Origin of the sequence: Streptomyces sp. AC555_RSS877, assembly GCF_019049245.1 — a bacterium.
In the GTDB taxonomy this organism is placed as follows: Bacteria; Actinomycetota; Actinomycetes; order Streptomycetales; family Streptomycetaceae; genus Streptomyces.
Genome location: NZ_JAGMUK010000074.1, coordinates 1 through 26,918 on the forward strand (window position 1 = coordinate 1; position 26,918 = coordinate 26,918).

At 69.5% G+C, this 26,918-nt stretch carries 26 protein-coding genes and 2 pseudogenes; 21 read left to right on the forward strand and 7 right to left on the reverse strand.

The genetic code is table 11. The features are described 5' to 3' along the window. From KUM49_RS30095 to KUM49_RS30155, 13 genes are all read left to right on the forward strand, one after another. A partial coding sequence (locus tag KUM49_RS30095) for an ABC transporter substrate-binding protein (RefSeq protein ID WP_308406799.1) occupies window positions 1–962 on the forward strand: 962 nt, incomplete at its 5' end. Then, entirely contained in the window at window positions 955–2,100 is a 1,146-nt protein-coding gene (locus KUM49_RS30100) for an ABC transporter ATP-binding protein (protein ID WP_217240123.1), read from the forward strand. The genes KUM49_RS30095 and KUM49_RS30100, both read left to right, overlap by 8 nt. Before the next feature lies 1 nt (window position 2,101). Then, window positions 2,102–3,034, forward strand: a complete 933-nt coding sequence (locus KUM49_RS30105) for an ABC transporter permease (RefSeq protein WP_217240124.1) — start codon at window positions 2,102–2,104, stop codon at window positions 3,032–3,034. Next, window positions 3,031–3,897, forward strand: a complete 867-nt coding sequence (locus KUM49_RS30110; protein WP_217240125.1) for an ABC transporter permease — start codon at window positions 3,031–3,033, stop codon at window positions 3,895–3,897. The genes KUM49_RS30105 and KUM49_RS30110 overlap by 4 nt, the downstream gene beginning before the upstream one ends. Continuing rightward, window positions 3,894–5,285, forward strand: coding sequence for an aminotransferase class III-fold pyridoxal phosphate-dependent enzyme (locus tag KUM49_RS30115; protein ID WP_217240126.1), 1,392 nt, complete (start codon window positions 3,894–3,896; stop codon window positions 5,283–5,285). The genes KUM49_RS30110 and KUM49_RS30115 overlap by 4 nt, the downstream gene beginning before the upstream one ends. 24 nt (window positions 5,286–5,309) lie before the next feature. Beyond that, on the forward strand, window positions 5,310–6,263 hold the full coding sequence (locus tag KUM49_RS30120; RefSeq protein WP_217240127.1) for a succinylglutamate desuccinylase/aspartoacylase family protein: 954 nt from the start codon (window positions 5,310–5,312) through the stop codon (window positions 6,261–6,263). After that, on the forward strand, window positions 6,260–7,720 hold the full coding sequence (locus tag KUM49_RS30125; protein ID WP_217240128.1) for an aldehyde dehydrogenase: 1,461 nt from the start codon (window positions 6,260–6,262) through the stop codon (window positions 7,718–7,720). Before KUM49_RS30120 ends, KUM49_RS30125 begins: the two co-directional genes overlap by 4 nt. After that, the gene (locus KUM49_RS30130; protein ID WP_217240129.1) at window positions 7,717–8,655 is read left to right on the forward strand and encodes an aldo/keto reductase; all 939 of its coding nucleotides are present in this window, start codon (window positions 7,717–7,719) and stop codon (window positions 8,653–8,655) included. The genes KUM49_RS30125 and KUM49_RS30130 overlap by 4 nt, the downstream gene beginning before the upstream one ends. A gap of 57 nt (window positions 8,656–8,712) precedes the next feature. Then, on the forward strand, window positions 8,713–9,384 hold the full coding sequence (locus KUM49_RS30135; RefSeq protein WP_217240130.1) for a haloacid dehalogenase type II: 672 nt from the start codon (window positions 8,713–8,715) through the stop codon (window positions 9,382–9,384). Between the two features lie 48 nt (window positions 9,385–9,432). Further along, complete coding sequence (locus KUM49_RS30140) at window positions 9,433–10,716, forward strand: FAD-binding oxidoreductase (RefSeq protein ID WP_217240131.1); 1,284 nt, start codon at window positions 9,433–9,435, stop codon at window positions 10,714–10,716. Between the two features lie 233 nt (window positions 10,717–10,949). Then, on the forward strand, window positions 10,950–12,155 hold the full coding sequence (locus tag KUM49_RS30145) for an NAD(P)/FAD-dependent oxidoreductase (protein WP_217240132.1): 1,206 nt from the start codon (window positions 10,950–10,952) through the stop codon (window positions 12,153–12,155). A gap of 145 nt (window positions 12,156–12,300) precedes the next feature. Further along, window positions 12,301–13,197 (forward strand): RNA polymerase sigma-70 factor, encoded by an 897-nt coding sequence (locus KUM49_RS30150; protein WP_217240133.1) that lies wholly within the window; start codon window positions 12,301–12,303, stop codon window positions 13,195–13,197. A gap of 134 nt (window positions 13,198–13,331) precedes the next feature. Beyond that, window positions 13,332–14,198, forward strand: a complete 867-nt coding sequence (locus tag KUM49_RS30155) for an AraC family transcriptional regulator (protein ID WP_217240134.1) — start codon at window positions 13,332–13,334, stop codon at window positions 14,196–14,198. Between the two features lie 163 nt (window positions 14,199–14,361). Here the strand turns inward: KUM49_RS30155 and KUM49_RS30160 are convergent, their stop codons facing one another. Further along, window positions 14,362–14,829 (reverse strand): nuclear transport factor 2 family protein, encoded by a 468-nt coding sequence (locus KUM49_RS30160; protein ID WP_217240135.1) that lies wholly within the window; start codon window positions 14,827–14,829, stop codon window positions 14,362–14,364. 440 nt (window positions 14,830–15,269) lie between these two features. On the opposite strand from KUM49_RS30160, the gene pnuC reads away from it, so the two are divergent. Next, window positions 15,270–15,950, forward strand: coding sequence for a nicotinamide riboside transporter PnuC (gene pnuC, locus KUM49_RS30165; protein ID WP_217240136.1), 681 nt, complete (start codon window positions 15,270–15,272; stop codon window positions 15,948–15,950). A gap of 97 nt (window positions 15,951–16,047) precedes the next feature. Here pnuC and KUM49_RS30170 read toward each other — a convergent pair whose 3' ends face one another. Further along, on the reverse strand, window positions 16,048–16,596 hold the full coding sequence (locus KUM49_RS30170) for a hypothetical protein (protein WP_217240137.1): 549 nt from the start codon (window positions 16,594–16,596) through the stop codon (window positions 16,048–16,050). Window positions 16,597–16,835: 239 nt separating this feature from the next. Here KUM49_RS30170 and KUM49_RS30175 point away from each other — a divergent pair, with 239 nt between their 5' ends. Further along, a complete protein-coding gene (locus KUM49_RS30175; RefSeq protein WP_217240138.1) occupies window positions 16,836–17,729 on the forward strand; it encodes an alpha/beta hydrolase in 894 nt (297 codons plus the stop codon). 91 nt (window positions 17,730–17,820) lie between these two features. Here the strand turns inward: KUM49_RS30175 and KUM49_RS30180 are convergent, their stop codons facing one another. Both KUM49_RS30180 and KUM49_RS30185 read right to left on the reverse strand, forming a co-directional pair. Then, window positions 17,821–18,093, reverse strand: a complete 273-nt coding sequence (locus tag KUM49_RS30180; protein WP_217240139.1) for a hypothetical protein — start codon at window positions 18,091–18,093, stop codon at window positions 17,821–17,823. Continuing rightward, entirely contained in the window at window positions 18,093–18,326 is a 234-nt protein-coding gene (locus tag KUM49_RS30185; RefSeq protein ID WP_217240140.1) for a hypothetical protein, read from the reverse strand. Before KUM49_RS30185 ends, KUM49_RS30180 begins: the two co-directional genes overlap by 1 nt. A gap of 406 nt (window positions 18,327–18,732) precedes the next feature. Here KUM49_RS30185 and KUM49_RS48730 point away from each other — a divergent pair. Further along, window positions 18,733–18,987, forward strand: a pseudogene (locus KUM49_RS48730) (ABC transporter permease); the annotation flags it as partial. Here the strand turns inward: KUM49_RS48730 and KUM49_RS30190 are convergent. Then, window positions 18,968–19,585: a TetR/AcrR family transcriptional regulator gene (locus tag KUM49_RS30190; RefSeq protein WP_374200216.1), complete on the reverse strand. Its 618-nt coding sequence runs from the start codon at window positions 19,583–19,585 to the stop codon at window positions 18,968–18,970. The pseudogene KUM49_RS48730 and the gene KUM49_RS30190 overlap by 20 nt on opposite strands. 93 nt (window positions 19,586–19,678) lie before the next feature. Between KUM49_RS30190 and KUM49_RS30195 the strand changes: the two genes are divergently transcribed. The 5 genes and pseudogenes from KUM49_RS30195 to KUM49_RS30215 all read left to right on the forward strand — a co-directional run bounded on the left by KUM49_RS30195 (window position 19,679) and on the right by KUM49_RS30215 (window position 24,893). After that, window positions 19,679–20,128, forward strand: a complete 450-nt coding sequence (locus KUM49_RS30195) for a VOC family protein (protein ID WP_254402014.1) — start codon at window positions 19,679–19,681, stop codon at window positions 20,126–20,128. A 164-nt stretch (window positions 20,129–20,292) separates the two neighbouring features. Further along, a pseudogene (locus tag KUM49_RS30200) lies at window positions 20,293–21,321 on the forward strand (TerC family protein); the annotation flags it as partial. Between the two features lie 699 nt (window positions 21,322–22,020). Beyond that, on the forward strand, window positions 22,021–22,248 hold the full coding sequence (locus tag KUM49_RS30205; RefSeq protein WP_217240141.1) for a hypothetical protein: 228 nt from the start codon (window positions 22,021–22,023) through the stop codon (window positions 22,246–22,248). A 348-nt stretch (window positions 22,249–22,596) separates the two neighbouring features. Next, window positions 22,597–23,292, forward strand: a complete 696-nt coding sequence (locus KUM49_RS30210; RefSeq protein WP_217240142.1) for a DUF485 domain-containing protein — start codon at window positions 22,597–22,599, stop codon at window positions 23,290–23,292. Next, on the forward strand, window positions 23,289–24,893 hold the full coding sequence (locus tag KUM49_RS30215; RefSeq protein WP_217240143.1) for a cation acetate symporter: 1,605 nt from the start codon (window positions 23,289–23,291) through the stop codon (window positions 24,891–24,893). Before KUM49_RS30210 ends, KUM49_RS30215 begins: the two co-directional genes overlap by 4 nt. 132 nt (window positions 24,894–25,025) lie before the next feature. On the opposite strand, the gene KUM49_RS30220 is transcribed toward KUM49_RS30215, so the two are convergent. Together KUM49_RS30220 and KUM49_RS30225 are read right to left on the reverse strand one after the other, a co-directional pair. Then, window positions 25,026–26,276, reverse strand: a complete 1,251-nt coding sequence (locus KUM49_RS30220) for a diacylglycerol kinase family protein (protein WP_308406801.1) — start codon at window positions 26,274–26,276, stop codon at window positions 25,026–25,028. 139 nt (window positions 26,277–26,415) lie between these two features. After that, entirely contained in the window at window positions 26,416–26,901 is a 486-nt protein-coding gene (locus KUM49_RS30225) for a hypothetical protein (RefSeq protein ID WP_217240145.1), read from the reverse strand. Between the last annotated feature and the right edge of the window lie 17 nt (window positions 26,902–26,918).

Consider the following 26,918-nt stretch of genomic DNA (forward strand, 5'->3'; position numbering starts at 1 on the left):
CGCTGGTCGTGCGCAACAGCGGTGGCACGTACGGCGAGGCCAACCAGAAGGCGGTCTACGACGCGTTCACCAAGGAGACGGGCATCCAGATCAAGGTGGTGAACATCGCGTACGCCCAGTTGCTCGCCCAGATCAACCAGGGCCGCCCGCAGTTCGACGTGATCGACACCTCGATGGCCGACGTGGTGCGCTTCAAGGACGAGGACGCGACCGAGGCACTCGACTACGACCGGTTGAAGAGCACCAAGAACGCGGGCATCGCCGAGTCCCTGATGATGTCCCACGGCATCGGCAAGAACTACTGGGCCAGCGTCATGGCGTACCGTACGGACGCCTTCGACGGCAAGAAGCCTGAAAACTGGGCCGACTTCTGGGACACCAAGACGTTCAAGGGCAGCCGCGCCCTCCAGGCCCGCGACGCCGACCTGCCCGAACTGGAGTTCGCCCTCCTGGCCGACGGCGTGCCCCTGGACAAGCTGTACCCCCTTGACGTGGAGCGCGCCTTCAAGTCCCTCGACAACATCAGGGGTTCCGTCCGTAAGTACTGGGACACCGGTGCCCTGCCCGGCGTCCTGCTGGGCCGCCAGGAGGTCGTCGCCACCAGCGTCTGGCACGGCCGTCTCGACGCCCTGATCAAGGGCGGCTCGCCGCTCGCCTACCAGTGGAACGGTGCCCGCCGGCAGAGCAACGGCTTCTGCATCCCCAAGGGGACCGCGAACCTCGACGCCGCCTACCAGCTCGTCGACTTCGCGCTGCGTCCCGACATCCAGGCCGCCTACGCCGAGGTCTATCCGATGGCCCCGGTGGTGCCCGCCGCCTACAAGAAGCTCTCCTCGGCCGCCGCCGGGAACCTGGCCAGCTCACCCGAGCACCTGAAGTCCGGGTTCGACCTGGACGTCGAGTGGTGGATCAAGAACGAGGCGGCCGTGTCCAAGCGCTGGCAGGAGTGGGTCAATGCCTGAGCTGCACCTGAAGTCCCCGCACCAGTCGTCCCCGGCGGTCTCCCCGCCGGCGGGGACCGGCACCGGAAAACCCCTCACTGTCACGGACCTGCGCAAGACGTACAGCGGCGTGACCGCTGTCGACACGGTCTCGATGGAGATCGCGGGCGGCGAGTTCGTCACCTTCCTGGGGTCCTCCGGTTCCGGCAAGACCACCACACTGATGATGATCGCCGGGTTCTGCGAGCCCGACTCCGGCAGCATCGTCGTCGGCGGCCGTGACGTGACCCGCCTCGCGCCGCAGAAGCGCGGCCTCGGCTTCGTCTTCCAGCAGTACCTGCTCTTCCCGCACATGACGGTCTGGGAGAACGTCGCCTTCCCGCTCCAGCTGCGGGGTGTGCCCAAGGCGGAGCTGCGCCGCCGGGTGGGGGAGACCCTGGAGATCGCCGGGCTCTCGGCCATGGCCCGGCGCCGGCCGCGTGAGCTGTCCGGTGGCCAGCAGCAGCGTGTCGCGCTGTGCCGGGCGCTGGTCTACCGGCCGCCGGTGATCCTCATGGACGAGCCGCTCGGTGCCCTGGACAAGAAGCTGCGCGACCAGCTCCAGACCGAGATCAAGCGTATCCAGCAGGAACTCGGCCTCACCGTCATCTATGTGACGCACGATCAGGAGGAGGCGCTGGTCCTGTCCGACCGGATCGCGGTGATGCGGGACGGGCGCATCGACCAGTTCGACACCCCGCGTGAGCTCTTCGAGCGCCCGCGCACCCCGTTCGTCGCCGACTTCCTCGGCGCGGCCAACTTCCTGCCCGGCACCGTCCAGCAGCAGACCTCCGAGCGCACCGTCGTGAAGCTCGACACGGGAGGCCTGCTCAAGGCCCGCCCGCAGTCGGGAGTGGAGGGAGCACGGGTACGGGCCGCGGTGCAGCCCGGCCGGCTCCGGCTGTGCACGCCGGGCGACGGGTTCTGTACCGGGACCGTCGAGACGGTCACCTATGTCGGCACCCTCGTCCGCGTCACCGTCCGCCCCGCGGGCGACGCCGACACCGGCCTGGTACGGCTGGAACTCCCGGCCGGACAGGCCCCGGTCATCGGCGAACAGGTCAGCCTGACCGCCCACCCCGACGACGTCAGCGTGTTCGCGGTGGAAGGAGGCGGGTGACATGGCCGGATCCGTTCTCGCCCCCGCGCCTCCCGCCCCGGGCCCCAAGGCCCCCGCCGCTTCCCAGGGACGGCTGCGCCGTGCGCTGTCCGAGCGCCGCACCCGCTTCGGACTGCTCAACGCCGCCCCCGTGGTCATCTATCTGCTGGTGCTGTTCGTCTACCCGATCTTCAGCACCCTGCTCCTCAGCCTCAAGGGCGAGGACGGCGGCTGGACTCTGCACTGGTACGCGAACGCCCTCCAGGGGTCCAACCTGCAGGTCCTTTTCACCACCCTGCGGATCTCCGCCGAGACTTCGCTGTTCAGCCTCGTCATCGGATTCCTGCTGGCCGCCGCCGTCTCCCGGCTCAAGCCGCTGTGGGCAGGCCTGGTGATGATCATCGTCATCGTGCCGCACTTCATCAGTGCCCTGGTCCGCACCTACGGCTGGATCATCCTGCTCGGTGAACACGGCGTCATCAACAACGCCCTGACGGACCTGGACGTCCCGGGTGCTCCGTTCCAGATGCTCTACAACGAACTCGGCGTGGTCATCGGCACCACCTCGGTGATGCTGCCCTACACCGTGCTGCTGCTGTACGCGGTGATGCGCGGCATCGACCGCAGGCTGCCGGCCGCCGCGGCCAGCATGGGCGCGGGCAGGCTGACGATCTTCCGCCGGGTCTACCTCCCGATGGTCGCTCCCGGCCTGGTCAACGCGGGCATCCTGTGCTTCATCCTCTGCCTCGGCTACTACCTGACCCCCGCCCTCATGGGTGGTCCGAAGCAGACCATGGTCGCCTCGCTCATCAGTGAGCAGGTGATGAAGCAGAACCAGTGGAACGGCGCTGCCGCGCTCGGCATCATCCTGCTGCTCCTCACCTTCGGAGGTCTGCTCCTGCTGCGGCTGATCAAGGCCGTGAGCGAAGCCGCGAAGAACCGAGGTATCTCATGATCGCGCTGCGCTCGACACTGGCCGGACGGATCTTCCTGACCGTCGCCTCCACGGTGATCCTGCTGTTCCTCGCCCTGCCGATCGTCCTCATCGTCGTCACCTCCTTCGGCAAGGACGCCTTCGGCGCCTTCCCGCCGGACTCCTGGACGCTGGGCTGGTACAAGGTGCTGTTCGCCGACGGCAGCAAGTGGCCGGCCGCGCTGTCGCTGAGCGCCCTGATCGCCTCACTGACCACCGTGTTCTCGCTCCTCCTGGGCATCACGGCGGCCACGGCACTGGTCCGCAGCAACCTGCCGCTGCGCTCGGCGGTGTACGGACTGGTCCTCGCCCCGCTGGTGATCCCCCAAGTGGTCATCGCCCTCGGCCTGTTCCTGCTCTTCGAGCCGGCCGCCATGCTCGGCAGTCCGATCGCCATCGCCCTCGGCCACACCGTGCTCGCCTCACCGATCGCCGTGATGATCCTCATGGCCACACTGAAGGGCATCGACGAACGGCTGGAGGACGCGGCGGCCAGCATGGGCGCGAACCGGCTCACCGTCGCCCGGCGCATCACGCTCCCCCTGGCGATGCCCGGCATGATCGCCGCCGCGGTCTTCTCCTTCATCACCAGCTTCGACGAGTTCTTCATCTCGCAGTTCCTGTCCTCGGTGGACACCACGACCCTGCCCGTCCAGGTATTCAACGTCCTCCAGTTCGATGTCGACCCGTCCGTGACGGCCATCAGCGCGGTGCTCATCGCGATCGCCGTCCTGGCCCTCGTCCTGGTCGCCGCCGTGCGCCGACTCGGCGGTGGCGGAAAGCAGGAGGGTCTGCTGCCGACGGAGCCCGCGGTGGGCCTGTCCACCGGGAGTGAGACCTCATGACCACCAGCACCCGCACCCCGGCCGGTGAACTGTCCGCCACCGCGGCCAGACACCTGCTGCTCAACATGACCCCCAACGGCTCGCTCGGCCCGGAAGGCGAGAACCTCCTCGTCATCCGGCGGGGCGAGGGCCCGTACGTCGACGACGCCGACGGCAGGCGCTACATCGACGGCCTGTCCGGGCTGTACTGCTGCCAGCTCGGCTACTCCTACGGCCCCGAGTTCGCCGAGGCGGCGGAGAAGCAACTGCGTGAGCTGTGCTACAGCCCGCTGTGGACCTCCTCCGCGCACCCGACGGCGATCGAACTCGCCGAGCGGCTGTCCCGGATCGCCCCCGTGGACATCGAGCACACCTTTTTCTCCAGCGGCGGCGCCGAAGCCGTCGAGACCGCCTGGAAGATCGCCCGCCGCTACCACGCGCTGCGCGGCGAACCGGGCCGCACCAAGGCCATCTCTCGGCGCGGCGCCTACCACGGCCTGACCATCGGCACCCTGTCCCTGACCGACGACCCCGGCCTGACGGAGCCGTACGGCCCGCCGCCGATCGACACCCGGTTCGTGGCCAACACCAACCGCTTCGGTCTCGCACCGGAATACGCGGACGACGGCCTGTACACGGCCCGGCTGCTCGCCGAGCTGGAGGACGCGATCCTGGCCGAGGGCCCGGAGACCGTCGCCATGCTCATCGCCGAGCCGGTGCAGAACCGGGGCGGCTGCATCACCCCGCCCCAGGGTTACTGGCAGGGTCTGCGGGCGCTGGCCGACCGGTACGGCTTCCTGCTCGTCGCCGACGAGGTGATCACGGCTTTCGGCCGGGTCGGGGAGTGGTTCGGCGGGGACCGCTACGGCGCCCGCCCGGACATGGTCACCGTCGCCAAGGGCATCACCGCCGGTTACGCCCCCATGGGGGCAACGCTGGTCAGCAATGGCGTCGTCGAGGTCATCAACCGGCCCGGCGTGGTCCTCAACCACGGCTACACCTTCGGCGGGCACCCGCTGAGCGCGGCCATCGCCCTGCGCAACCTGGAGATCATGGAGCGGGACCGGATCCTGGAGAACGTCCGTGACCTCCAGGACCACCTGGCGGGCCGGATGGCATCCCTCGCGGACCTGCCGATCGTCGGCGACGTCCGGGGCGCCGGGTTCTTCTACGCCTGCGAACTCGTCGGCGACCACGAGGACGGCGGCTTCGGCGACACCGCCCGCGCCGACCTGATCGCCGACCTGATCCCGCGCCGGCTGCGTGAGGCCGGCCTCCTCGCCCGCGTCTACAACCGGTCCGCGCCACTGGTCCAGATCGCGCCCCCGCTGATCAGCGACCGGGCCCTTCTCGACCGTATCGCCGACATCCTCGCGGAGACCCTCGCCGAGGCGTCCGCCCGCATCTGATCCATGTTTCGGAAAGGAAACGACATGTACTCCATCGGTCCACTGACCGTCGCCCCCGGCGAGCGCGCCCAAGGCCTCATCCCGGTCGGCACCAGCAGCTACGGTGTGGAACTCGGCATCCCACTGATCGTCGTCAACGGCGCCCAGGACGGCCCGGTCCTGTGTGTGGACGCCGGCGTGCACGGCGACGAGTACGACGGCCAGGAAGCCGTCCGCCGCGTGGTCGCCGAGATCGACCCGGCCACCCTGCGCGGCACGCTCGTCGCCATCCCCTGCATGAACACCCCGGCCTTCGAGGCGGCGGCCCGCACCAGCGGCCTGGACCACCTCAACCTCAACCGCATCTTCCCCGGTGACGCGGACGGCTCGTACTCGCTGCGCCTGGCCGCCACCTTCGTCGAACAGGTCGTCCCCGCCATCGACGCCCTGGTCGACCTGCACACCGGCGGCACGTTCGGTGAGATCGCCCCGCTGGTCATCCTTCAGGGCGGCTACGAGGAACTGGCGACGGACATGGCCCTCGCGGCCGGGCACGAGCTGGTCTGGAAGGGCGGCAAGTGGGGCGGCACGGTGCGCCACCCCACCCTCGCGGCCGGCAAGCCCGCCATCACCATCGAGGTCGGCGGCGGCACCTACCGCGAGGAGAACGTCACCCTGCACATGCACTCCATCCGCAACATCCTCCGGCAACTCGGCATGATCGACGGTGCGGCGGAGTTGCGGGACACCTACACCGCTGTCTCCGGCACTTTCGCCCGCTCCGACGCCGGCGGCTTCTTCGTCGGCCACGCCGAGCCGGGAGACACCTGCAAGGAAGGCGACCTGATCGCCCACATCGTCGACCACTACGGCAACACGCTGGAGGAGGTCCGCGCCCCGCAGGACGGCATCGTGCTCTGGGTCCGCCGGATCCGTACCGTCCGCCCCGGCGACGAAGTCGTCATCTTCGGCGAGGTGCAGGGGGAGATCCGGCCATGACCGGCGAACTGCGGTTGACCGAGCTGCTGATCGACGGCAAGCAGGTGCCCGCCGCCGACGGACGCTCCTTCACGGTCCTCGACCCGTCCGACGGTACGGTCATCACCCATGTCGCGCTGGCCGGCAAGGCGGACGTGGACCAGGCGGTCGCGGCGGCACGCTCGGCCCTCACCTCTCCCGAATGGGCCCGCATGCGGGCCGCCGACCGGGGCCGCATCCTCTACCGGATCGCGGAGGCCATCCGCTACCAGGGCGAGCGGCTGGCCCGCCTGGAGAGCCAGGACGTCGGCAAGCCGCTCCGCCAGGCCAAGGCCGATGTCGAGGCCGCCGCCCGCTACTTCGAGTTCTACGCCGGCGTCGCCGACAAGCTCGGCGGCACGACGATCCCTCTCGGGCCCGGCCTGATCGACTACACCGTGCGCGAGCCGATCGGTGTGTCCGGCCAGATCATCCCGTTCAACTACCCGCTGCAGAACACCGCGAGGGGCTCCGCCCCGGCGCTGGCGGCAGGGTGCACGGTCGTGCTCAAGCCGTCGCCGGAGGCGCCGCTCAGCCCTCTGGAGATTGGCAGGATCGCCCTGGAGTGCGGTCTCCCGCCGGGCGTTCTCAACGTCGTCCCCGGTGACGGCGAGACCGGCGCGGCCCTCGCCGGGCACCCGGACATCGACCAGGTCACTTTCACCGGCTCGGTGCCGACCGGCATCAAGGTCGCCCAGGCCGCCGCCGCCAACGTGGTGCCGTCCGTCACCGAGCTGGGCGGCAAATCCCCGGTCGTCGTCTTCGCCGACGCCGACTTCGACCTGGCGCTGACCGCCGTCGCGGCCTCGGCCTTCGGCAACGCCGGCCAGACCTGCTCGGCCGGCACCCGGCTGCTGCTCCAGCGCGGCGCCGAGAAGTTCCTTGACAAGCTGGTCGCGTACGCCGCCTCGCTGCGCATCGGCCCGGGTCTCACCGACCCGGACATCGGCCCGCTCGTCGCCGGCAGGCAGCGCGACCGGGTGCTGGGCTACCTGGACCTGGCCCGCGAGGAGGGCGCCGTGGCACTGGCCGGCGGCAGTGCGCCGTCCGACCCGGCCCTGGCCGACGGCTACTACGTCGAGCCGACCGTCCTCACCGGCCTGACCAACGACGCCCGCTGCGCCCGCGAGGAGATCTTCGGCCCCGTCGTCACCGTCATCGAGTTCGACGACGCCGACGAGGCCCTGGACATCGCGAACGACAGCCCGTACGGCCTCGCGTCCTACGTCTGGACCCGTGACATCGACAAAGCGATGCGGCTGGCCGAGGGCATCCGGGCCGGCCAGGTCTACGTCAACGCCACCGGCGTCGGCACCGGCGTCGAACTCCCCTTCGGTGGCTACAAGCACAGCGGCTGGGGCCGGGAGAAGGGCCTCGCGGCCCTCGACAGCTACACGCAGACCAAGAACGTCTGCATCGGATTCGGGAGCCGGTCATGAGATACCGCTCGCTCGGCGAGCGCGGGCCGGCCGTCTCCGTGGTCGGCGTCGGCGGCAACAACTTCGGCGCCCGTCTGGACGAGGAGGGCACGAAGGCCGTCGTCCACGCGGCCCTCGACGCCGGGATCACTCTGTTCGACACGGCCGACATGTACGGCGGCTTCGGCGAACAGGGCGGCTCGCGCGGCGACGGCGAACGCCTTCTCGGCGCTGCCCTCAAGGGACGCCGGGACGAGGTCGTCCTGGCGACCAAGTTCGGTATGGAGATGGGGCCGGAGGCGGACCTCCACGGCCGGCGCGGTGCCCGCTCCTACATCCGGTATGCCGTCGAGGCGTCCCTGCGCCGGCTCGGCACCGACCGGATCGACCTGTACCAGTACCACGAGCCGGACGGCGTCACCCCGCTGGAGGAGACCGTCGCCGCGCTCCGTGAACTGGTCGACGAGGGCAAGATCGGTCACATCGGCTGCTCCAACCTCCCACCCGAGCAGCTCACCGGCGCCTTCGTGTCGACCCAGGCCCGCTACCACCTGCTCGACCGCGGCGTGGAGCGGGACCTGATCCCGGCCTGTCTGCACAGCGGCGTGGGCCTGCTGCCGTACTACCCGCTGGCCAACGGCCTGCTCAGCGGAAAGTACCGGCGCGGTGAGCAGCCCCCGGCCGGCAGCCGGCTGTCCTGGCGGCAGGGCTGGCTCACCGACGCGGCCCTCGACAAGGTTGAGGCGCTCTCCGGCTACGGCGCCGAACGAGGACTCACCCTCCTGGAGGTCGCCGTGGGCGCACTGGCCGCGCTCCCCGCCGTCGGCTCCGTCATCTGCGGCGCCATGACCCCCGAACAGGTCACCGCCAACGCGGCGGCGGCCGAATGGATCCCCGACCCGGCCGACCTGGCCGCACTCGACGCGATCGTCACCCCCGGCGAACGCGTCGTCTGAAGCCCCCCACCCCGCCCCCTGGAAATCCGGAAACCCGCGAGACTGAGGCTGAACACCATGCGAGAGATCGTCACCTTCGACGCCTATGGAACCCTGGTCGACTTCCAGCTCGGCCCCACCACCCTGAAGATCCTTGCCGACTCCGGCCGGCTGGACCTGGACAACCTGGACGTCGACGAGTTCCTCGACGACTTCCGCGTCATGCGCTTCCAGGCCGTCCTGGAGGCCTACCGTCCGTACCACGAGATCCTGCACTCCAGCCTGCGCAACGCCATGCGCCTGCACGGCCTGGAGTACCGGGACTCCGACGGTGACGCCCTCGTCGAGGCCGTCCCCACCTTCGGTCCCTTCCCGGAGGTCCCGGACGCGCTGCGCGCCCTGAAGACCAAGTACGAGATCGCCATCATCTCCAACACCGACGACAACCTGATCGCGCGGAACGTCGAGAACATCGGCGTCGAGTTCGACCACGTCATCACCGCCCAGCAGGCGGGCGCCTACAAGCCGGACCGCCAGACCTTCGAGCACGCCTTCAAGACCATGGGCGTCGAGCCGTCCCAGGTCATCCACACCGCCCAGGGCTGGGAGTACGACCACATCCCGACCCGCGACCTCGGCCTGAAGCGCCGGGTGTGGATCAACCGCTACGGACGCCCCGGCAGCGCCGACTACCAGCCGTACGACGAGCTGCCCGACCTGTCGGGCCTGCCGAAGCTGCTCGGCTGCTGACCGACGGCGCACCGGCGAAACAGACCGAGAACACAGAGGACGCACGCCATGAAGCAGATCCCCTACTGGCTGGACACAGCCCCCGCCTTCCCCGACCGTTCCGGAAAGGACCTGCCCGACGAGGCGGACGTGGTGGTGATCGGCGGCGGTCTCACCGGCCTGTCCACCGCCTACCACGCTGCCCGTAAGGGCGCCCGGGTCGTCCTGGTGGAGAAGGACAAGGTGGGCTCGGGCGCCTCCGGGCGCAACGGCAGCATGTGCACCCAGGGCATCACCATCAGCCCCGCCGAGGCGCGCAAGCGTTTCGGGCAGGAGCGGGCCCGCGAACTGTACGACTCCTTCCGCGAGGCGGTCGACGTCGTCGAGGAGCTCACCCGCACCGAGAACATCGACTGCGACTTCAACCGCTCCGGGCGCCTCGGCGCGGTCTGCAAGCCCGGGCACTTCGATGGCCTGCGGGCCAAGCAGCGCGATCTGGCCGACAACTTCGGCCACGAGACGATCGTCCTGAGCAAGAGCGAACTGCGGGCCGAGCTCGGCACGGACTACTACCACGGTGCCCTGCTCGACCCGCTCAGCGCGGGCCTGCACGTGGGCAAGTTCGTCGGCGGCCTGGCAGACGCCGCCGAGCGTGCCGGCGCCGAGATCCACGAGCGCAACGCCGCCACCGGCCTCACCCGCCTCCCCGGTGGCGGCTTCCTGGTGGAGACCATGAACGGCACCATCCGTGCCAAGCAGGTCATGGCGGCGACGGACGCCTACACCGACAAGTCGATGCCGTGGTTCCGCAAGCGGCTGATCAACGTCGGCAGCTTCATCATCGTCACCGAGCCACTGGGGGAGCAGCGCGCCAAGGAGCTCATCCCCAACGGCCGCCTGCTGGTCGCCCACAAGAACGTCGGCCACTACGTCCGCCTCACCCCCGACAACCGCCTCGCCTTCGGCGGCCGGGCCCGCTTCGCCCCCTCAAATCCGGCTTCCGACATCAAGAGCGGCGACATCCTCAAGCGGGAGATGACGGAGATCTTCCCGCAGCTGGCCGGGACGCGGATCGACTACGTCTGGGGCGGCATGGTCGGCTTCTCCTGGGACCGTATCCCGCACGCGGGTGACGTCAACGGCCTGTACTACTCCATGGGTTACTGCGGCCACGGCGTCCAGATGGCCACGTACATGGGCCGCGCCATCGCCGAGATGATGGACGGCAGGCCGGAGGCCAACCCGCTGCGCGGCTTCGGCTTCCCGAAGGTGCCCGTCCCCTTCTACAACGGCACCCCCTGGTTCCTGCCGTTCGGCGGCGCCTACTACAAGGCCAAGGACAAGCTGCTCTGAGCCGATGCCGATGCCGATGCCGACGGCGTCGAAGCCGCGGGGACTTCCCCAGCAAGGGTCCTGGGACGTCCCCGCGGCTTTCCGGTCTCGCGGCGGAATGACCGCCGTCACCCAGGCCGATGGTCTCGCCGTCCAGGCGGTCACGCCCGGGGAAGTGACCTGCATCACACGCTGTCACAGCGGTCGATGAGCCGGTGTCTTGTGTCCGAACCCCTTGAAGCGGAGGAGACACCATGGCTGAGAACACCGATGTGGTCGTGATCGGCGGCGGGTACGCCGGCGTCATGGCGGCCAACCGACTGACGCAGCGCGAGGACGTGACGGTGACGCTGATCAACCCGCGCCCGACCTTCGTTCATCGGGTCCGCCTGCACCAACTGGTGGGCGGGTCCCACGGCGCGGTCGTCGACTACCGGGAGGTCCTGGGCGAGCGCGTCCGCCTGGTGGTCGACACCGTGGCACGGATCGACGCGGCCGGGCGCAGTGTGACGTTGGCGGACGGAGGGACGGTCGGCTACGACTACCTGGTGTACGCGGTGGGCAGTGGCAGCGCCGACCCGGGGGTGCCCGGGGCGGCCGAGTTCGCCTACCCGATTGCCACCTTCGAGGAGGCGGGGCGGCTGCGGCCGGTCCTCGACGCAGCCCCCGCGACGGCCGCGGTGACAGTCGTTGGAGCCGGTCCGACCGGCATCGAGACCGCCGCCGAGCTGGCGGAGGCCGGCCGCGCCGTGACCCTGGTCTGCGGAGGGGTGCTCGGCCCGTACCTGCACCCTCGGGGCCGACGCTCGGTGGCCGGGCGGCTGGCCAAGCTCGGTGTGACCGTGCTCGACGGCCCCGAGACGAAGGTGACGGCGGTGACCCGCGATGCCGTGCGGCTCGCTGACGGCCGCGAGCTGCCGAGCCAGGTGACCATCTGGACCGCCGGATTCGGCGTGCCGGACCTGGCTGTGCGCAGCGGGCTGAGCACCGACGCCCTGGGCCGTCTGCTCACGGACGAGACCCTGACCAGCACGGACGACGCGCGCATCGTTGCGGCCGGGGACTCGGCGGCGCCGTCAGGCCTGCCGCTGCGGATGAGCTGCCAGGCAGCGATACCGCTGGGCGCGCGGGCCGCCGACACAGTGCTCAGCCGTATCGCGGGTGAGCAGCCCGCGACCCTCAACCAGACGTTCGCGGGCCAGTGCGTCAGCCTGGGCCGACGCGCCGGCATCTTCCAGTTCGCCCACCGGTACGACGTCGCGGTGTGGTTCCACATCGACGGCCGCCTGGGGGCCAGGATCAAGGAGTTCGTGTGCAAGGGCATCACCACGCACCTGGCCGACGAGGCAGGCAAGCCGGGTTCGTACAGGCTGCACCTCGTGTCAGGAGGTGCCAAGCGCCGGCAGTTGCTGCAGGCCGAGCGCGGCGAGGTGCCGGCCACCGCTGAACGGGCAGCCTAGGCAAGCACTCGTGGTGTCCCACTCTCGATCGCAACGGACAGGTGGGGCAAGATCGAACGGCTGCCAACGGAAAGGACCTTGTTGTGGATGCACGCTTAAAGGCCTTGGGCACCCTGGGCCGGCCGCGAAGGAGAGGGGGCGAGAGATGAGCGACAACGCCGCCGACCCGGCGACCGAGACGTTCGTCGCCCACCGCAACCTGCTCTTCACCGTCGCGTACGAAATGCTCGGCTCGGTCGCCGACGCCGAAGACGTCCTCCAGGAAACCTGGCTGCGATGGGTCAAGGTCGACCTGGAGCAGGTGCGCGACCACCGCGCCTACCTGGTCCGGATCACGACCCGGCAGGCCCTCAACCGGTTGCGCACCATGACGCGCCGCAAGGAGGCGTACGTCGGGCCCTGGCTGCCCGAGCCGCTGCTCACCGCGCCGGACGTGGCCGAGGACGTGGAGCTCGCCGAGAGTGTGTCGATGGCGATGATGCTCGTCCTGGAGACGCTGTCACCGACGGAGCGCGCCGTGTTCGTGCTGCGCGAGGCCTTCGATGTCGGCTACGAGGAGATCGCGGCCGCCGTCGACAAGAGCCCCTCGGCCGTCCGCCAGATCGCCCACCGCGCCCGCCGGCACGTCGACGCCCGCCGCCCTCGCAAGGTGGTCTCCCCGGGAGAGACCCGGGCGGCCTTGGAGTCGTTCCAGCGCGCGCTCGAAACCGGGGACCTTCAGGGGCTCCTCGACGTGCTCGCCCCCGAGGTCGTCTACATGGGCGACGGCGGCGGCGTCAAGCACGCTGCGCTGCGGCCGATCATCGGCGCCGACAAGGTGGCCCGCCTCATCGTCGGCGGAACCGGCAAGCCCGGAATCTCGCTCACCCTCGACCCCACCGTGGTCAACGGCAACCCCGCACTCCTCGTACACCTGAACGGCGAGATCGACGGCATCATCGCGATCCGGGTCGAGGACGCTCGCATCACGGGCCTCTACTTCGTCCGCAACCCGGAGAAGCTGTCCCGCGTCGACTCCGAGACTCCGCTCACCCTGCGATGAAGCGAATGAGAGTCCTTCGAGACGACGTCGTTATGGATTTCATGCTGCACCCGACCTGATCGGGCACAGGATGTCGGGTCCGTCAGGATGGGTGCTGCCTAGCGTGGTGATCGTAAAGAGGAAGGAGACCGGGCGTGCTGGAGCGGCTCAACCAGACCATGGAGCACATCGATCGCCACCTCGACCAGCCCATCGACGTGGCCGACTTGGCCCGCATGGCGGCCACCTCGGAGTACCACCTGCGCCGGATGTTCTCCGCGCTCGCGGGGATGCCGCTGTCGGAGTACATCCGGCGCCGTCGGCTCACCGTCGCGGGTGCCGAAGTACTTGCCCGGCGCGAGTCGTTGTTGGAGATCGCGGTGCGCTACGGCTACGGCTCGGGCGAGACCTTCGCCCGGGCGTTTCGCGCCATGCACGGTGTCGGGCCGGGCGAGGCCCGGCGCAGCGGCACCGCGCTCGTCTCCCAGCCCCGGTTGGCCTTCCGTCTCACCGTCGAGGGGAGCAGTAGCATGCGCTATCGCGTAGTGGACAAGCCGGCCTTCACCGTCGTCGGCCTCAAGGCCAGGGTGCCACTGGTGCACGCGGGGCCGAACCAGGCGATCATCGACTTCGTTCGCGGGATCGAACCGCAGGCCTCGGAGCGCCTGGAGAAGCTGTCGGACCAGGAGCCGCAGGGCATCGTATCGGTCTGCGACGACCTGGACCCCAGCCGTGCCGAAGGGACCGAACTCGACTACTACCACGGGGTGATCACGTCGGCATCCGCTCCGGAAGGCACGACCGTCCTGCCTGTCCCGGCCGGGATCTGGGCGGTCTTCACCACCTCCGGGCCGGCGCCGCAGGCCATCCAGGAGCTGTGGCGGGACGTGTTCACGCAATGGTTCCCGTCCAACCCGTACCGCAGCCGTCCAGGCCCCGAGATCCTGCGCACCCGCCTGTCACCGGACAAGACCGAAGCCGACGCCGAGCTGTGGCTTCCCGTGGAGCGAGAACGGGGCTGAGGAAGGCGCCAAGCTGAACGGCGCCGAACGAACCCTTTAGGTGCTTCAGTTGGCCGGACAGGCCAACTGAAGCACCCAGCCACACGCGTGTGACCGCTCAGGCTTGTGGGCGGTGCTTCACCGGAGTTGGCGAGCTCTCGCTCAACGCCAAGTGGGCGGATCTTCAGAGGCCGAGTTCGCTCAGGCTCGGGTGGTCGTCGGGGCGGCGTCCTTGGGGCCAGTGGAACTTCCGCTCCGACTCCCGGATCGGTAAATCGTTGATGCTGGCGTGTCTGGTTCGCATGAGGCCGTCCTCGTCGAACTCCCAGTTCTCGTTTCCGTACGAGCGGAACCAGTTGCCGGCGTCGTCACGCCACTCGTAGGCGAACCGAACCGCAATCCGGTTGTCGGTGAAGGCCCACAGTTCCTTGACCAGCCGGTAGTCGAGTTCCCTGGCCCACTTCCGTCGCAGGAGGGCCACGATTTCGTCGCGCCCGGTGGCGAACTCGGCCCGGTTCCGCCAGCGTGAATCCTGCGTATAGGCCAGAGCCACCCGTTCGGGGTCCCTGGTGTTCCAGCCGTCCTCCGCCAGCCGGACCTTCTCTATGGCCGTCTCACGGGTGAACGGGGGAAGGGGTGGGCGACGAGTCATCAGTTCCTCTTCTCGTGCTTGCTGAGGGCGTAGGGGAAGGGGATCGGGCTGGTGATCCGGTCCTGTCACAGGCCCTTTGCGAGGGTGTCGAAGTACGCGGCGATGTCTTTGGGGCGGGACCACATCGGGCCATGGCCGGTGTCCCACTCCGCTGTGACCTGCGCTGCAGATCAGCCCCACTACTTCCCCCTGTGCCGGATCGAACCGCACCCTCTCATGACCCGCCCCTGGGGCGCCTGCCGGTTCTCGGAGGGGCGCACCGATCCGGCGGAGCGGGTCCCCTTTTTCTGTAAATATGGCCTTTTCAGGTGTGAGTCTAGACAGCGGGGGTACAAAGGGCCGAAGCTGTGGCGTATGGATCGGTTCCGAAACCTGATATTTGACGACCTGCCGGACGGCAGGCTCACGCCCCTTTCGTATGAACCCAGCGTGGCCGCCCGGTGAACTGGCTGAACTCCGAGGCGTTCGTCCTGTTCGACCAGCACATCCTGTGGTCGGACATGGTCGGCAACATCCTCGGCCTGGTCGCCCTCGCCCTCGGCTGGCGCCGCTCCATCTGGAGCTGGCCCGTCCAGTTCCTGTCCGGCCTCGTCCTGTTCGGGGCCTTCTTCGGCCACCTGACCGGCAGCGCCGGCAAGCAGGCCGTCGTCATGACCGTGGCCCTGTACGGCTGGTGGCGGTGGAACCGCGACAAGGACCGGTCCGAGGACGGCCAGATCACCCCGCGGTTCGCCACCTGGCGCGAGCGCGGGGCGATGATCGGCGCCGCCGCCGTCGGCACGGTCGCGGTGGCCCTCCTCTTCAAGGCCTACCCGACCCTGTCCTGGGACCCCTGGCCGGACGCGTACATCTTCGTCGGCACCGTCGTCGCCATGTACGCCCAGGCCCGCGGCATGGTCGAGTTCTGGTTCGCCTGGCTGCTGGTCGACCTGGTCGGCGTCCCGCTGAACTTCGCCAACGGCTACGCCTTCTCCGGCTTCGTCTACGTCATCTACGGCGCGCTCGTCCTGTGGGGCATGCGCGACTGGTGGCTGCGCTCCCGCAAGGGACCGCAGGACCCCGGTGCGGCTCGGGCAGTCGAGCCGCCCGGCAGGCACATGTCCGAGGGGGCGCCAAAGTAAAGGGGCGGCCGGCCCGGCCACTCGACCAGCCACTCGACCTGGCCGGCGCGCAGCCGTGTCTGCCACGACGGGGCGAGGGATGGGATGCCCCGGTGCCCTATGAGACGTGCGGCTGGACCGGGGTGGCCACGGTCGGCGCGTCGGCCGGGCTGACGCCCCACTGCACCGCCTGGCGCGGCCCGAAGCGCGCGCCGACCGCCTGCTGATCGACCGGCACCGCGGCCTCGGGGACACTGCCCCGCATACGCAGCGCGCCCGCCTGTAGCGGTTGGAAGTCCGTGTTGATCTCGTCGACCAGGGCCGCCGACATCATGTCCGCACGGACGCAGAACGTGTAGTCCTTGCGGTCCCGGCTGATCCGGACGCCGAAGGTACGGAGAGGCAACCGGTCAGGATCCACCCGCTCGTACTGGACACGGAACTCTGGCGGGTCGGCCGCCAGCTCGGGGCGCAGCACGTACAGGTTCGAGTGCGCCAGGTGCCGGAAGAACTCGTCCAGCTCCGCCAGCAGCGTGGGAGAGACATGCCCCGCGAGGATGAGGTGATCGCTGCGGATGCCACTCGGCACGGGAGTCCAGAGGGCTTGCACGAGGTGCGAGTCCGGGAGCGCGTCAGCTATCTGCCAGAAGGTTCTGAACCGGGGCATGTGCCCAAGAGTGCTCCGCTTCAGCCCGATGTGTCTAGTGTTGCCGTCCCCGCTGCGCGAGTACGAACAGCGTGACGCCGCTTGAACGACGCTCTCGGCACCCCGATCCCCCGCAGGTTCGCCGCCCCCTCGTGGACTCACCTGTCACAGGACCCTGCGCCACTCTTGCGCGACGCAGGGCGGGCACCCATTATCAGGAATCCTGTTATTTCAAAGTTGTAGTGACGAACGGACCAGGCATGTCATTCAGTCAGCGAGTCCAGGCCAGGGGGATCCAGCTGTTCCTCGGCGGCGTGATGTCCCGCGTCCACAAGGACCTGCGCTTCACCGACATCCCGAAGCGCACCGAACCCCTCCAGGTGGAGACCGGCGCCGGACCGGTGACCTGCACCGTCTATCGCCCGTCGGCCGTCACGGGAACCCTCGCCCCCGTGTACGTCAACTTCCACGGTGGTGGCTTCGTCGTCGGCCGCCCTGAGCAGGACGACCACATCTGCCGCTACATAGCTGACAGAGCCGGCTGTGTCGTCGTCAACGTGGACTACGCCGTCGCCCCGCAACGGCCGTTCCCCGCGGCCGTCACCCAGGCGTACGACGTCACCGCATGGATCGCCGAGAACGGCCACGCGAACAACTGGGACGGCTCGCGACTCGCCGTGGGCGGACACAGCGCCGGGGCCAACCTCACCGCCGCGGTCTGCCGCATGGCCCGGGACCGTGGCACCTTCGCGCCCCGGCTCCAGATCATCGACTCCGCACCGCTCGACCAGCTCGCCGACCCCTCCACCAAGTTCTCCCCCCTCGCCAAACCGCTGCTCAGTCCCGCCCTCATGCGGCTCTTCACTGCCGCCTACGTCCCCGATCCGGACGACCGCGCCGACCCGCTCGTCTCGCCCGCGCTGGCCGACGACCTTGCCGGGCTGCCGCCCGCCCTGGTCATCACCGCGGAGTACGACCGCCTGCGCGACGAGGGCGACGCCTACGCCAAGGCCCTTGAGGCCGCGGGCGTCCCGGTCACGCACCGCGTCTTCGAGGGCGTCGATCACTACTTCACCCACACGGGCCCGGTGCCGTCCGGCAAGGAGGCCATGGAGCTGATGGCCACCACCCTGCGCACCGCACTCAGCACATGAGCAGAGCCGGTCTGGTCAGGGCGGGAAGCACCGCTGGGCTTGTGGAGCGGACGCCGGATGGGGGGCGCGGTTGCGCACTGGCCTGCGTGGGCTAGACCTCGATGTACGCGACGACCACGACGGTGCGCAGCGCGGTGACGAAGTACAGGACGCGGACGGACTCGAATTCGTCGGTGTACTGGCGCAGCTGGGGGCCGGCGGGGTCGTCGGGGATCGGTTCGCCGGCGTCCGGATCGACGGAGATGACGACCAGGGCGCGGTCCAGGGCGTGCATCTCCGCCTCGCTGGTGATGTTCTCCAGCTGCTTCGCGGCGGAGTCGGAGAAGGCGATCCTGGCGCGGCGTGGGCCCTGGTGTGGGGCCATCAGGCGATGGCCGGACGCTGACGAGCGAGGCGGGTGAGGTGGGCCTCGCGCAGTTCCTCCCACGGCGTGCAGTCCTCCACCGGAGGCAGGCCGTTTTCCGCGATGTCCTCGAGGACGGCGGCGAACTGGTCGGCGTTCTCACGGGTCTTGGCGGCGTACGCGCGGACCGCGTCGGCGGCCGCGGGCTCCAACTGCTGCCGGGCGTGGTCGGCGGGGGCCGGCTGTTCGCTCATCGAGGGCTCCAGGAGGGCGGAACTGGCTTCTGCTCCAACGGTATCGGCCGCCCCGGCGCATGGGGACCACTCCGGACGAACCCGACAGCACGAAGGCGCGGGACTCAGGGCCCCAGGTGGAGCCAGCAGTCGTCACGGACCGTGTCCGCCGGTGAAGACGTCATCTCGGGCCCCAGCGACGCGCGTTCTGGAGGCCCGTTGCTGGGTCCACCCGGGTCCCGCTCACACGGACGCACGCTCTGCGGCGATCACCTGCCAGGGGCGCCTCGGATTTCGCCGGGTCGGCCTGCGTGGGCAGCGGTACGGCCAGGAGTGCGCCGGTGGGGCGACGGACTTCTCGACGGGCTTCTCGACGACGAGCTGGCCGACGGGAGTTGAGCAAGGTGTGCGCCACCCTCTCGGGCTGGCCGGCGGCTACACATTCTTCGTCAGCTTCCTTCCCTGCCCCAGCAGTGCTTTCGTCCCGACCGACACGATGCCCGGCTGGCTCCAGGGCTTCGCAGCCCATCAGCCGGTGACCCAGGTGATCGAGGCGCTTCGGGGGCTACTGCTCGGGCAGCCGGTGGGAGCCACACCGTGGGTGGCGCTGGCTTGGTGTGCGGGGATCCTGGTGGTTTCGACAGGGACGTCGGGGGTTTTGTTCAGGAGGCGCACGGTGTGACGGCGCGAGATTCCCCGGCCGGGGTGCGCAGCCCAGCCAGGAGCCGGTCGAGGGCCTGCTCCGCGGCCTGGGGGTCTCCTCCCCGCGCGATCCAGAGCGCGGCCTCGTTCATCGCCCCCGAGAGCAGCCGGGCCAGGGGCTCCACTGGCTGATCGGCGATGATCCCGGCCGCGGCGAGCGCCGTCAGGGCCTCCGCCAGGTGCCGGGCGGCGGACTCCTCGTCCAGCGCGCGCCACTCATCCCAGCCCATCACGGTGGGCGCGTCGACCAGCAGAATCTGTCGCACCGCCGGGTCGGTGCCCGCGGCAAGGAAGGCCCGGCAGCCGGCCCGCAGCTGCTCCCAGAGATCCTCGTACCGCTCGGCCGCGGTCGCGACCCGATCGCCCAGCTCTCCCTGGACCTCGGCCACAACGGCACGGAAAAGCCCCGCTTTGCTGTCGAAGTGGTGGTAGGCGGCCCCCTTGGTCACCCCGGCGGCCCGCGCCACTTCGGCCAGCACCACGTGGTGGTAACCGTCGGCGGCGAACCGGCGCCGCCCTTCGGCCAGCAGCGCCTGCCGCGTGGCCGCCCGCTGCTCTGCTCGGTTGACCGCCGTCACGCGCACCGCCCTTTCCGTTTCGCGTACCGGGGGTATGCTAACGCCGTCGTTCACATACCCAGGGTATGTGAAATGAACTGAAGGACCTCTGACATGACGAACGGACTCACGACCATGCCCACAGTCAAGCTCGGCGGCTTCTACCCGGTGCTCGCCACCCGGGACGTGGCGGCCTCCCGCGACTTCTACACACGTCACCTCGGGTTCGAGGTGACCTTCGAGGCGGACTGGTATGTCAGTCTGCGCCGCCCCGACGCTCCGCAGTACGAGCTGGCCCTCCTCGACCACGCTCACCCGACCGTCCCCGAGGGCCACCGGATCGCGCTGCGGGGCGGCTTGCTGCTGAACTTCGAGGTGGACGACGTGGACTCCGAGCACCAGCGGCTCGTGGCGGAGGCCGGCCTGCCCGAGGTACTGCCACTGCGTACGGAGGAGTTCGGCCAGCGCCACTTCATCGTCGCCGCCCCCGACGGCGTGCTGATCGACGTCATCACCGTCGTCCCGCCCAGCCAGGAGTACGCCGCCCAATACATCGACGTCTGACTTTCTGGCGGGCTTCACCGGGCTGTCCTTCCTCGTCGAACCGCTCGGCGACGCGGTCAAGGCCGCTCGGCGTATCCGCTCCAGGTGCTCCGGAAGGCGTAATGCCGCACACTCCGGTATAGGGGCTGGCGTACTGCGCGCGGGCCACGTCGAGGGTGTTTGGTGTGCTTGAGGTCCCGCTGTGGCTGTGGGGGGCTTTCGCCGCGACGGTTGTCGTGTCGCTGGCGGTGGACCTGCTGTCCCACCGCACGGCGCACGTCATCGGGTTCAAGGAGGCCGCCGCCTGGAGTGGCCTGTGGATCAGTCTCGCCTTGATCTTCGGCGCGGTCGTGTTTCTCGTCCTGGGGGCGACGGCGGGCACCGAGTACACGACGGCCTGGCTGCTCGAGAAGAGCCTGTCGGTCGACAATCTCTTCGTCTTCGCCGTGATCTTCGCCTACTTCAAGGTGCCCCGGGCCTACCAGCACCGCGTGCTGTTCTTCGGCGTCATCGGTGCCCTCGTCTTCCGCGGCATCTTCCTATCCCTCGGCGTGGCCGTGGTCAGCCGCTTCACTGCCGTGCTCTTCGGGTTCGCGGCGGTGCTCTTCTACAGCACCTACAAACTCCTCAAGGACGAGCAGGAGAGCTTCGACCCCGGCAAGAGCTTCGCCGTACGAATGCTCCGCAAGATCATCCCGGTCCGGGACGACTACGCCGGAGCCCGGTTCTTCGTCAGGGAAGCCGGCAAGCTCGTGGGGACCCCGCTGCTCGCGGTCGTCGCCGCGATCGAGGCCGCCGACCTGATCTTCGCCGTCGACAGCGTGCCCGCTGTCCTCGCGGTAAGCGACGACGCGTTCATCGTCTACACCAGCAACGCGTTCGCCATCCTCGGTCTGCGGGCCCTCTACTTCATGCTCGCAGGGCTCCTGGACCGCTTCCATTACCTGAGCAAGGGGCTGGCGATCATCCTCGCCTTCATCGGCGTCAAGCTCATTCTCCAGGCGTCCCACAAGATGATCAGCTCCGATATCCCGGAGATCGCTTCACCGATCAGCCTCGCGGTCATCGTCGTCGTCCTGACGGGTTCCGTCGTGCTCAGTATCAGAAGGCCGGCTCCGGCAGGCGTTCCGGAAGAGATGGACGAGCAGATGGATGTCTCCGCGGCCGGCGAGCCGTCTGAGGCGCGCACGGCACCGCCTGGGGTGGATGGCCCTGAGCACCCAACCGGTTCAGCGGGTCGGGACGGCGAAACCCGCCCGAACCCGGGGCGGCAAGGAAGCCGGGCACTTCCCGACGCGCCCATACGGGCATATCGTAAAAATATGGTCAAGACGAAGCGTGAGGTCGACGCGTACGTGTGTCCGACCTGTAAGAAGTCCGTGCCGGCCGAGGCCCACCGCCACAAGACCCTCGGGGTCTTCGTTCCTGTGTGGGGCCCGGGGGCATGCCAGAACCGCGACTGTCCCGACTACCGGCTGGACCCCAGGCACAAGCATCCTCCGGCCCAATAGGAGATCGACAGCGCGCTGTTGGACCGCCGGACTGGACCGGTGGTGGTCCGCCCTCTGCCCCGCCGAGCCCCTGGGCCCTGCGGGGCACGTCAATGCGGGACGCCCCCTGGGCGCCTCGCCGAAGGCACGCTGAGCACAGGCGGCAGCGGCGGCTATCCAGGCTGCCGAAGAGCGTGACGTCGCCGGGGGATGGGCCGGGCCGGGCGCGGTGACAGCGGGCAGGCGCCGCCAGCGCCCGGGCGCATTCCCGAGCTACTCAGTAGCAGCGCCAGAGCCGCTCGGCCTCCACGAGACCAGGGCCGCAGGCCGTCCCGCGCCGGATCGCCCGCCCACCCCGGGTGGCGTTCGTGAGCCGCTGTTCCAGCGTGGTGACCACGACCGCTTTCCACCCGATCAACGCTGATGGTGGGCGGCCGGCCCGGCCGACTGGCCGCCGAGTCCGCGGCCGTCGCCGCCGGCATCGAGTACGACGTGTGGCGCGACAAGGTAGTGAGACTGACCGACCGCCTGGGCGACATGTCCGCGGTCACCGCGATCGGCCCCCAACAACTCGATCCGGATCTTCCGTGCTCGCTGCGGGTGACCTCGGCTCGGCCATGCCGTCATCGTCCGCCGAAGACGAGCCCGTGATCGCCTACTTGCTCGATGAAACGACCAGTCCGTCACGTGGTGAACGCAATGCACGCAAGTACCTCGGATCGTTGCCGTTCGCCACCTTGTCGGCCCAATGATCACTGCGGCACGGTGGGGGCCGATGAAGCGAGGACGCCGAAAGGGCCCGGGACGGCTCCGCCGGCGAACCGTGCGCATGGTGTCGGGTCACGCCCGGTCCGTTTCGATTCCATGCCTCACCGAGTGTCTTCGTCACTGACGTCGGCCATGCGGGCGCTCACTTGTCGACCGGGAGGAGCCGTACGGCCAAAAGCCCTCGTACGACGTGCTCTCCACATCCACGCCACTTCCTGCCGAGGACGACTTATGGATTCCCGCGATCGCTTTCCTGATCACGACCCTCCCGCGACCGCCGCGCTCTATCTCAGTGCTCTGAGCCACGACCACCACTACTCCGCCGCGGAGCTGCGGCAGGCCGTCTCCCGCGCTCATGTGGCCTTCGGTGGGCCGGCCGAACTCCCGGAGCTGTACCGGCAGTCCATGCAGGGGGCCGACAACTCCGAGCACGACGTCCGCGTGAGACGAAGATCCTGGGCCCTTCGCATGGCCCGGCACCTGGCCCTGGACGACGGCCGGCCCGCCGCCGCGGCTCCGGAGTGGGCGGCCCGGCCAAAGCCGGTCACCGCTGCCTCCGAGTTCCCCCCGCGCATGCCCGCCCCGTTTCCGTCCCCCTACGCGTCCCATCAAGCGGACATCGAGTCATTCGGACTCAGGCAGACGACCGCGTTGCGCGAACTGCGTGCCGCACGCCGCCGCCCGGCCCAGGTCGCCGCCGCGGTCGTCGCCGCCCAGATGGCCGGCGTCATCCTGGCCAACGAAGCACCCGGTGTCATGGCGAGCGTCTGGGCTGGACCGCTCAACATCGGGCTCACCCTGGTTCTGGTGCAAGTGGCGTTCACCGGCTGGGCGGTGCTGTGGTACTCACGGTATGCGGCACGCTCTCTGGAGCCCCTCGTCAAGCGTCACCGCGCCTCCTTCCCGCACCTGGAGAGCGACCGGTGAACTTCGTCCTCGCACTCTCCGACTCCGGTGGCGCCTTCCCGCTCCTCGCCGTCTTCGGCCTCTGTGTCGTGTGCACACTGCTCCTTTCGATCGGGTCGATCCTCCCCGAGAAGGACGAACTGAGCGGGTTCTACCTCGGCCAGCGGCGACTGCCCTCGGTCGTCAACGGTCTGGCCATCTTCGGCAGTTACATGTCCGCGGCAGGTATGTTGGGCAATCCCGGTCTGATCGCGCTCACCGGTTACGACGGAATCGCCTACGTGCTGGCGCCGATGGTCGCCTGGTCCGTACTGGTGCTGCTGGTCGCCGAGCCCTACCACAGCACCTCACGGTTCACCATCGGCGACTCCCTCGCCCTGCGGTTGCAGGCCCGACCCGCGCACCTGGCGGCAGGCATCACGAGCGTGGTCGTCTGTCTGCTGTACCTGACCGCCCAACTCGTCGGTGCCGGAGCGCTCGCGGCGACAGTCCTGGGTATCGACGGAAACGGCGCCCAGCGGGTCGTCGTGGCCGGCCTCGGTCTGCTGATGGTCCTGTACGTGGTCGTCGGCGGCATGCGGGCCGCGACCCTGGTTCAGGGCATCAAGGCCGTGCTCCTCCTCGCCACAGGTCTGTTCGTCGTCCTGGCCGTTCTGTCCGAGTTCGGCTGGAGCGCGGCTCGCCTGCTGGACGCCGCCGTCGCTCACAGCGGCTTCGGTGGTCCCTTCCTGGAACCCGGCATCCGCTTCCACGACCGCACCAGCAAGATCGACTCGATCAGTCTGCAACTGGCGTTCGTGCTGGGAGCGGCCGCCCTGCCGCACGTCCTGATGCGTATCGGAACGGTCTCCAGCGGACGCAGAGCCCGCAAGTCGGCCGGGTGGGCGGCCTGCCTGGTCATCGTCTTCACCCTGTTCGAGGTGGCCACGGGCCTGGGTTCCGCGGCACTGATCGGCTCGAAGACCATCGCGGCGGACGCCGCCTCCGGCAACACGGCGGTACTCCTGCTGGCCGAGCGCTTGGGCGGGTCGTTCCTGCTCACGGTGATCGCCTGCGTCGCGTTCGTCACGATCGTGGCCGTCGTCGCGGCTCTCACGCTGACCGCGGCGGCGGCCCTGGCCCACGACGTCTACGGTGCGACGATCATGCGCGGCAAAGTGTCCGAGAAGCGTGAACTCGGCGTGGCGCGGGCGGGCGTCGGGCTGATCGGCGTGGCGGCGATCGCCTTGTCGATGCTCGCCCAGCACCTCAACATCGCCTTCCTGGTCAGCCTCGCCTTCGCCATCGCGGCGTCCGCGATCCTGCCCGCTCTGCTGTTCAACCTGTGGTGGAAGGGCTTCACGACCCAGGGAGCGGTCTGGAGCATGTACGGCGGCCTGCTGGTCGCCCTCCTGCTGACGACGCTGTCCCCGGCGGTCTCGGGGAACCCGACGGCACTGCTGCCCGGTGAGGACTTCGCGGTGTTCCCCTTGCGGAACCCGGGGTTGGTCTCCATTCCTGTGGGATTCCTGCTCGCCTGGGCCGGGTCGGTACTGGACCGGCGCCAGGGAGGCGGGGCGGACTACACGGAAACCGAAATACGTGTCCTCACCGGAGCAGGCACCGACCGTCGCGGCGGCTGACCCGCCGGCCGGGCCCGGCCCCCGCCACGTCGGCAGCCGACGCGGCGGGGCCCGGGCCCAGGAGGCACGGGGGGCGTAGGCCCGGACGCCGTGGCCGAGCTCCACGTCTCCTGCGACCGGCGAGCTGATGGATCACGTGGGGGACACCTGCCGTTCCGGCATCTGACGGCCCAGCGCCAGCCGTGCCACGCGCGGCCAGTCGGCCGCCGCCCCACGCGCCCGAGACGCACCGGGGCGACGGCGCGGCACGCGGACCCGGAGCGCTCCGGGCGTGCTGCGGCACACGACGGGTGACGGCAGAACAACGTGCTCTCCGTCGATGCCGACCGGGAGGGTGTCGGTGTCGGCTTCGACGACAACCTCCTTTGCACTCAGCCGGATCAATCCCCCGGAGCTCGGACCGCGCGCCAGGCGGGCGGCCTGAGCGGTGTTGCCGATCCGCACGCACACCACGCCGAGCAGTCCCGAGTCCAGCCGCTCCCTGCGCCCCGGACGGGCCGCGTCGACGGCACGTCCGTAGGGATTGTTGCTGACGAGCAGCGCCTGAAGTCCATCGACGTACCTTCCGTCGGTGCGCGTCCGCAGCCTGGGCGCCTCCTCGCCGGTGAGGAGGCCGGGGAGGTTTCGCAGGGTCGTGCGGGTCTTGGCGTCCCGGTACGCGGGGTCGGTGACGACGGACGCGTACGTTCCGAACGAGGCGTTGTTGACGAAGACCCGGTCCGCGGCGTACCCGAGGTCGACGCGGAGCTCGATGGCGTCGGACAGGGACTGAAGGGCGGCCGCCGGGTCGTCGCGGTCGAGGCCGAGGTCGAGGGCGAGGTGGTTGCGGGTACCGGCGGGAATCACCACGAACGGCAGGTCGTGCTGCGCCGCCACCTCGGCCACCAGAGCCTGGGTGCCGTCGCCGCCCGCCACCGCCAGGAGGTCGGCCCCCTCGGCGACGGCCTGCCGGGCCAGTCCGGCGACGTCCTGGTGCCCGTCGAGCACGACCACCCGGCAGCCCGCCGCCCGGGCCTTCTCCACCAGCTGGAAACGGCCCACCTTGCCGCCGCCGGAGCGGGGATTCATGAGGATCCAGGGCGTGTGGGGCGCTTCGGTGACGGCCTCTTCGGTGGCGGTGCGACCGCGTGGCAATGCCGTACGTGCCATCGCGACGGCCAGCACCCACAGGGCCAGGGCGAGCAGGGCCGGCCCCAGCATGCCGAACGTGGCGTACAGCGCGAGGGCAGCGACGGGTGCGGTCACCGACAGAGCCACCCCGAGGGCACGGACCGCTCCGGTGTGCGCCAGGGTCCACCACACCCCGACGGCGGCGAGCGCCAGTCCGGCGATGCCGACCAGCGCCCACAGCACGCTCCGCAGACCGGCGGCGACGAGCGGCACGAGGATGCTTCCCAGCAGGGCGAGCAATGCGAGGCGAGCCCGTCCGGGACTGTCCTCGCGTACGGCTGCGGCCCCTGCCTCTCCCGATCCCCTCGTGTTCCCGCCGTGTCGTCCCACCGGCCGGCCCTTCTCTCCTGCCTCACACCTTGTGCGACCGGCGCTCTTCGGACGGTTGGCGCTCCTCGGACAGTGGACGCTCCCCGGACAGGTCCGAGAGGTTGCCGCGCTGAACCACGCACAGGGCCCAGATGATGAAGCCGGAGAGCGCGATCATCACGACCGACCACACCGGGTAGTACGGCAGGGACAGGAAGTTGGCGATGATGACGAGTCCGGCGATGGCCACACCGGCGACGCGCGCCCACGTCGCGGTCTGGAGCAGCCCGATACTGACGATCACGGCGACCACGCCCAGAGCGAGGTGGACCCAGCCCCAGCCGGTCAGGTCGAACTCGAACACGTAATTGCGCGTCGTGACGAAGATGTCGTCCTCGGCGATGGCCATGATGCCCCGGAAAATGTCGAGCAGGCCGACAAGGAAGAGCATCACGGCCGCGAATGCCGTCAGGCCGGTTGCCCATTCCTGCTTCGCCGTGTGTGCCTGCCGCGTGTGTGTCGCGGTCATCTTGCGCCTCGATTCAT

Bases quoted from the DNA above. Each gene is read 5' to 3' on its own strand.
- KUM49_RS30100 (WP_217240123.1), top strand. From the start codon at position 955: ATGCCTGAGCTGCACCTGAAGTCCCCGCACCAGTCGTCCCCGGCGGTC.
- KUM49_RS30105 (WP_217240124.1), top strand. From the start codon at position 2,102: ATGGCCGGATCCGTTCTCGCCCCCGCGCCTCCCGCCCCGGGCCCCAAG.
- KUM49_RS30110 (WP_217240125.1), top strand. From the start codon at position 3,031: ATGATCGCGCTGCGCTCGACACTGGCCGGACGGATCTTCCTGACCGTC.
- KUM49_RS30115 (WP_217240126.1), top strand. From the start codon at position 3,894: ATGACCACCAGCACCCGCACCCCGGCCGGTGAACTGTCCGCCACCGCG.
- KUM49_RS30120 (WP_217240127.1), top strand. From the start codon at position 5,310: ATGTACTCCATCGGTCCACTGACCGTCGCCCCCGGCGAGCGCGCCCAA.
- KUM49_RS30125 (WP_217240128.1), top strand. From the start codon at position 6,260: ATGACCGGCGAACTGCGGTTGACCGAGCTGCTGATCGACGGCAAGCAG.
- KUM49_RS30130 (WP_217240129.1), top strand. From the start codon at position 7,717: ATGAGATACCGCTCGCTCGGCGAGCGCGGGCCGGCCGTCTCCGTGGTC.
- KUM49_RS30135 (WP_217240130.1), top strand. From the start codon at position 8,713: ATGCGAGAGATCGTCACCTTCGACGCCTATGGAACCCTGGTCGACTTC.
- KUM49_RS30140 (WP_217240131.1), top strand. From the start codon at position 9,433: ATGAAGCAGATCCCCTACTGGCTGGACACAGCCCCCGCCTTCCCCGAC.
- KUM49_RS30145 (WP_217240132.1), top strand. From the start codon at position 10,950: ATGGCTGAGAACACCGATGTGGTCGTGATCGGCGGCGGGTACGCCGGC.
- KUM49_RS30150 (WP_217240133.1), top strand. From the start codon at position 12,301: ATGAGCGACAACGCCGCCGACCCGGCGACCGAGACGTTCGTCGCCCAC.
- KUM49_RS30160 (WP_217240135.1), bottom strand. From the start codon at position 14,829: ATGACTCGTCGCCCACCCCTTCCCCCGTTCACCCGTGAGACGGCCATA.
- KUM49_RS30170 (WP_217240137.1), bottom strand. From the start codon at position 16,596: ATGCCCCGGTTCAGAACCTTCTGGCAGATAGCTGACGCGCTCCCGGAC.
- KUM49_RS30175 (WP_217240138.1), top strand. From the start codon at position 16,836: ATGTCATTCAGTCAGCGAGTCCAGGCCAGGGGGATCCAGCTGTTCCTC.
- KUM49_RS30180 (WP_217240139.1), bottom strand. From the start codon at position 18,093: ATGGCCCCACACCAGGGCCCACGCCGCGCCAGGATCGCCTTCTCCGAC.
- KUM49_RS30185 (WP_217240140.1), bottom strand. From the start codon at position 18,326: ATGAGCGAACAGCCGGCCCCCGCCGACCACGCCCGGCAGCAGTTGGAG.
- KUM49_RS30195 (WP_254402014.1), top strand. From the start codon at position 19,679: ATGACGAACGGACTCACGACCATGCCCACAGTCAAGCTCGGCGGCTTC.
- KUM49_RS30205 (WP_217240141.1), top strand. From the start codon at position 22,021: ATGGTGGGCGGCCGGCCCGGCCGACTGGCCGCCGAGTCCGCGGCCGTC.
- KUM49_RS30210 (WP_217240142.1), top strand. From the start codon at position 22,597: ATGGATTCCCGCGATCGCTTTCCTGATCACGACCCTCCCGCGACCGCC.
- KUM49_RS30225 (WP_217240145.1), bottom strand. From the start codon at position 26,901: ATGACCGCGACACACACGCGGCAGGCACACACGGCGAAGCAGGAATGG.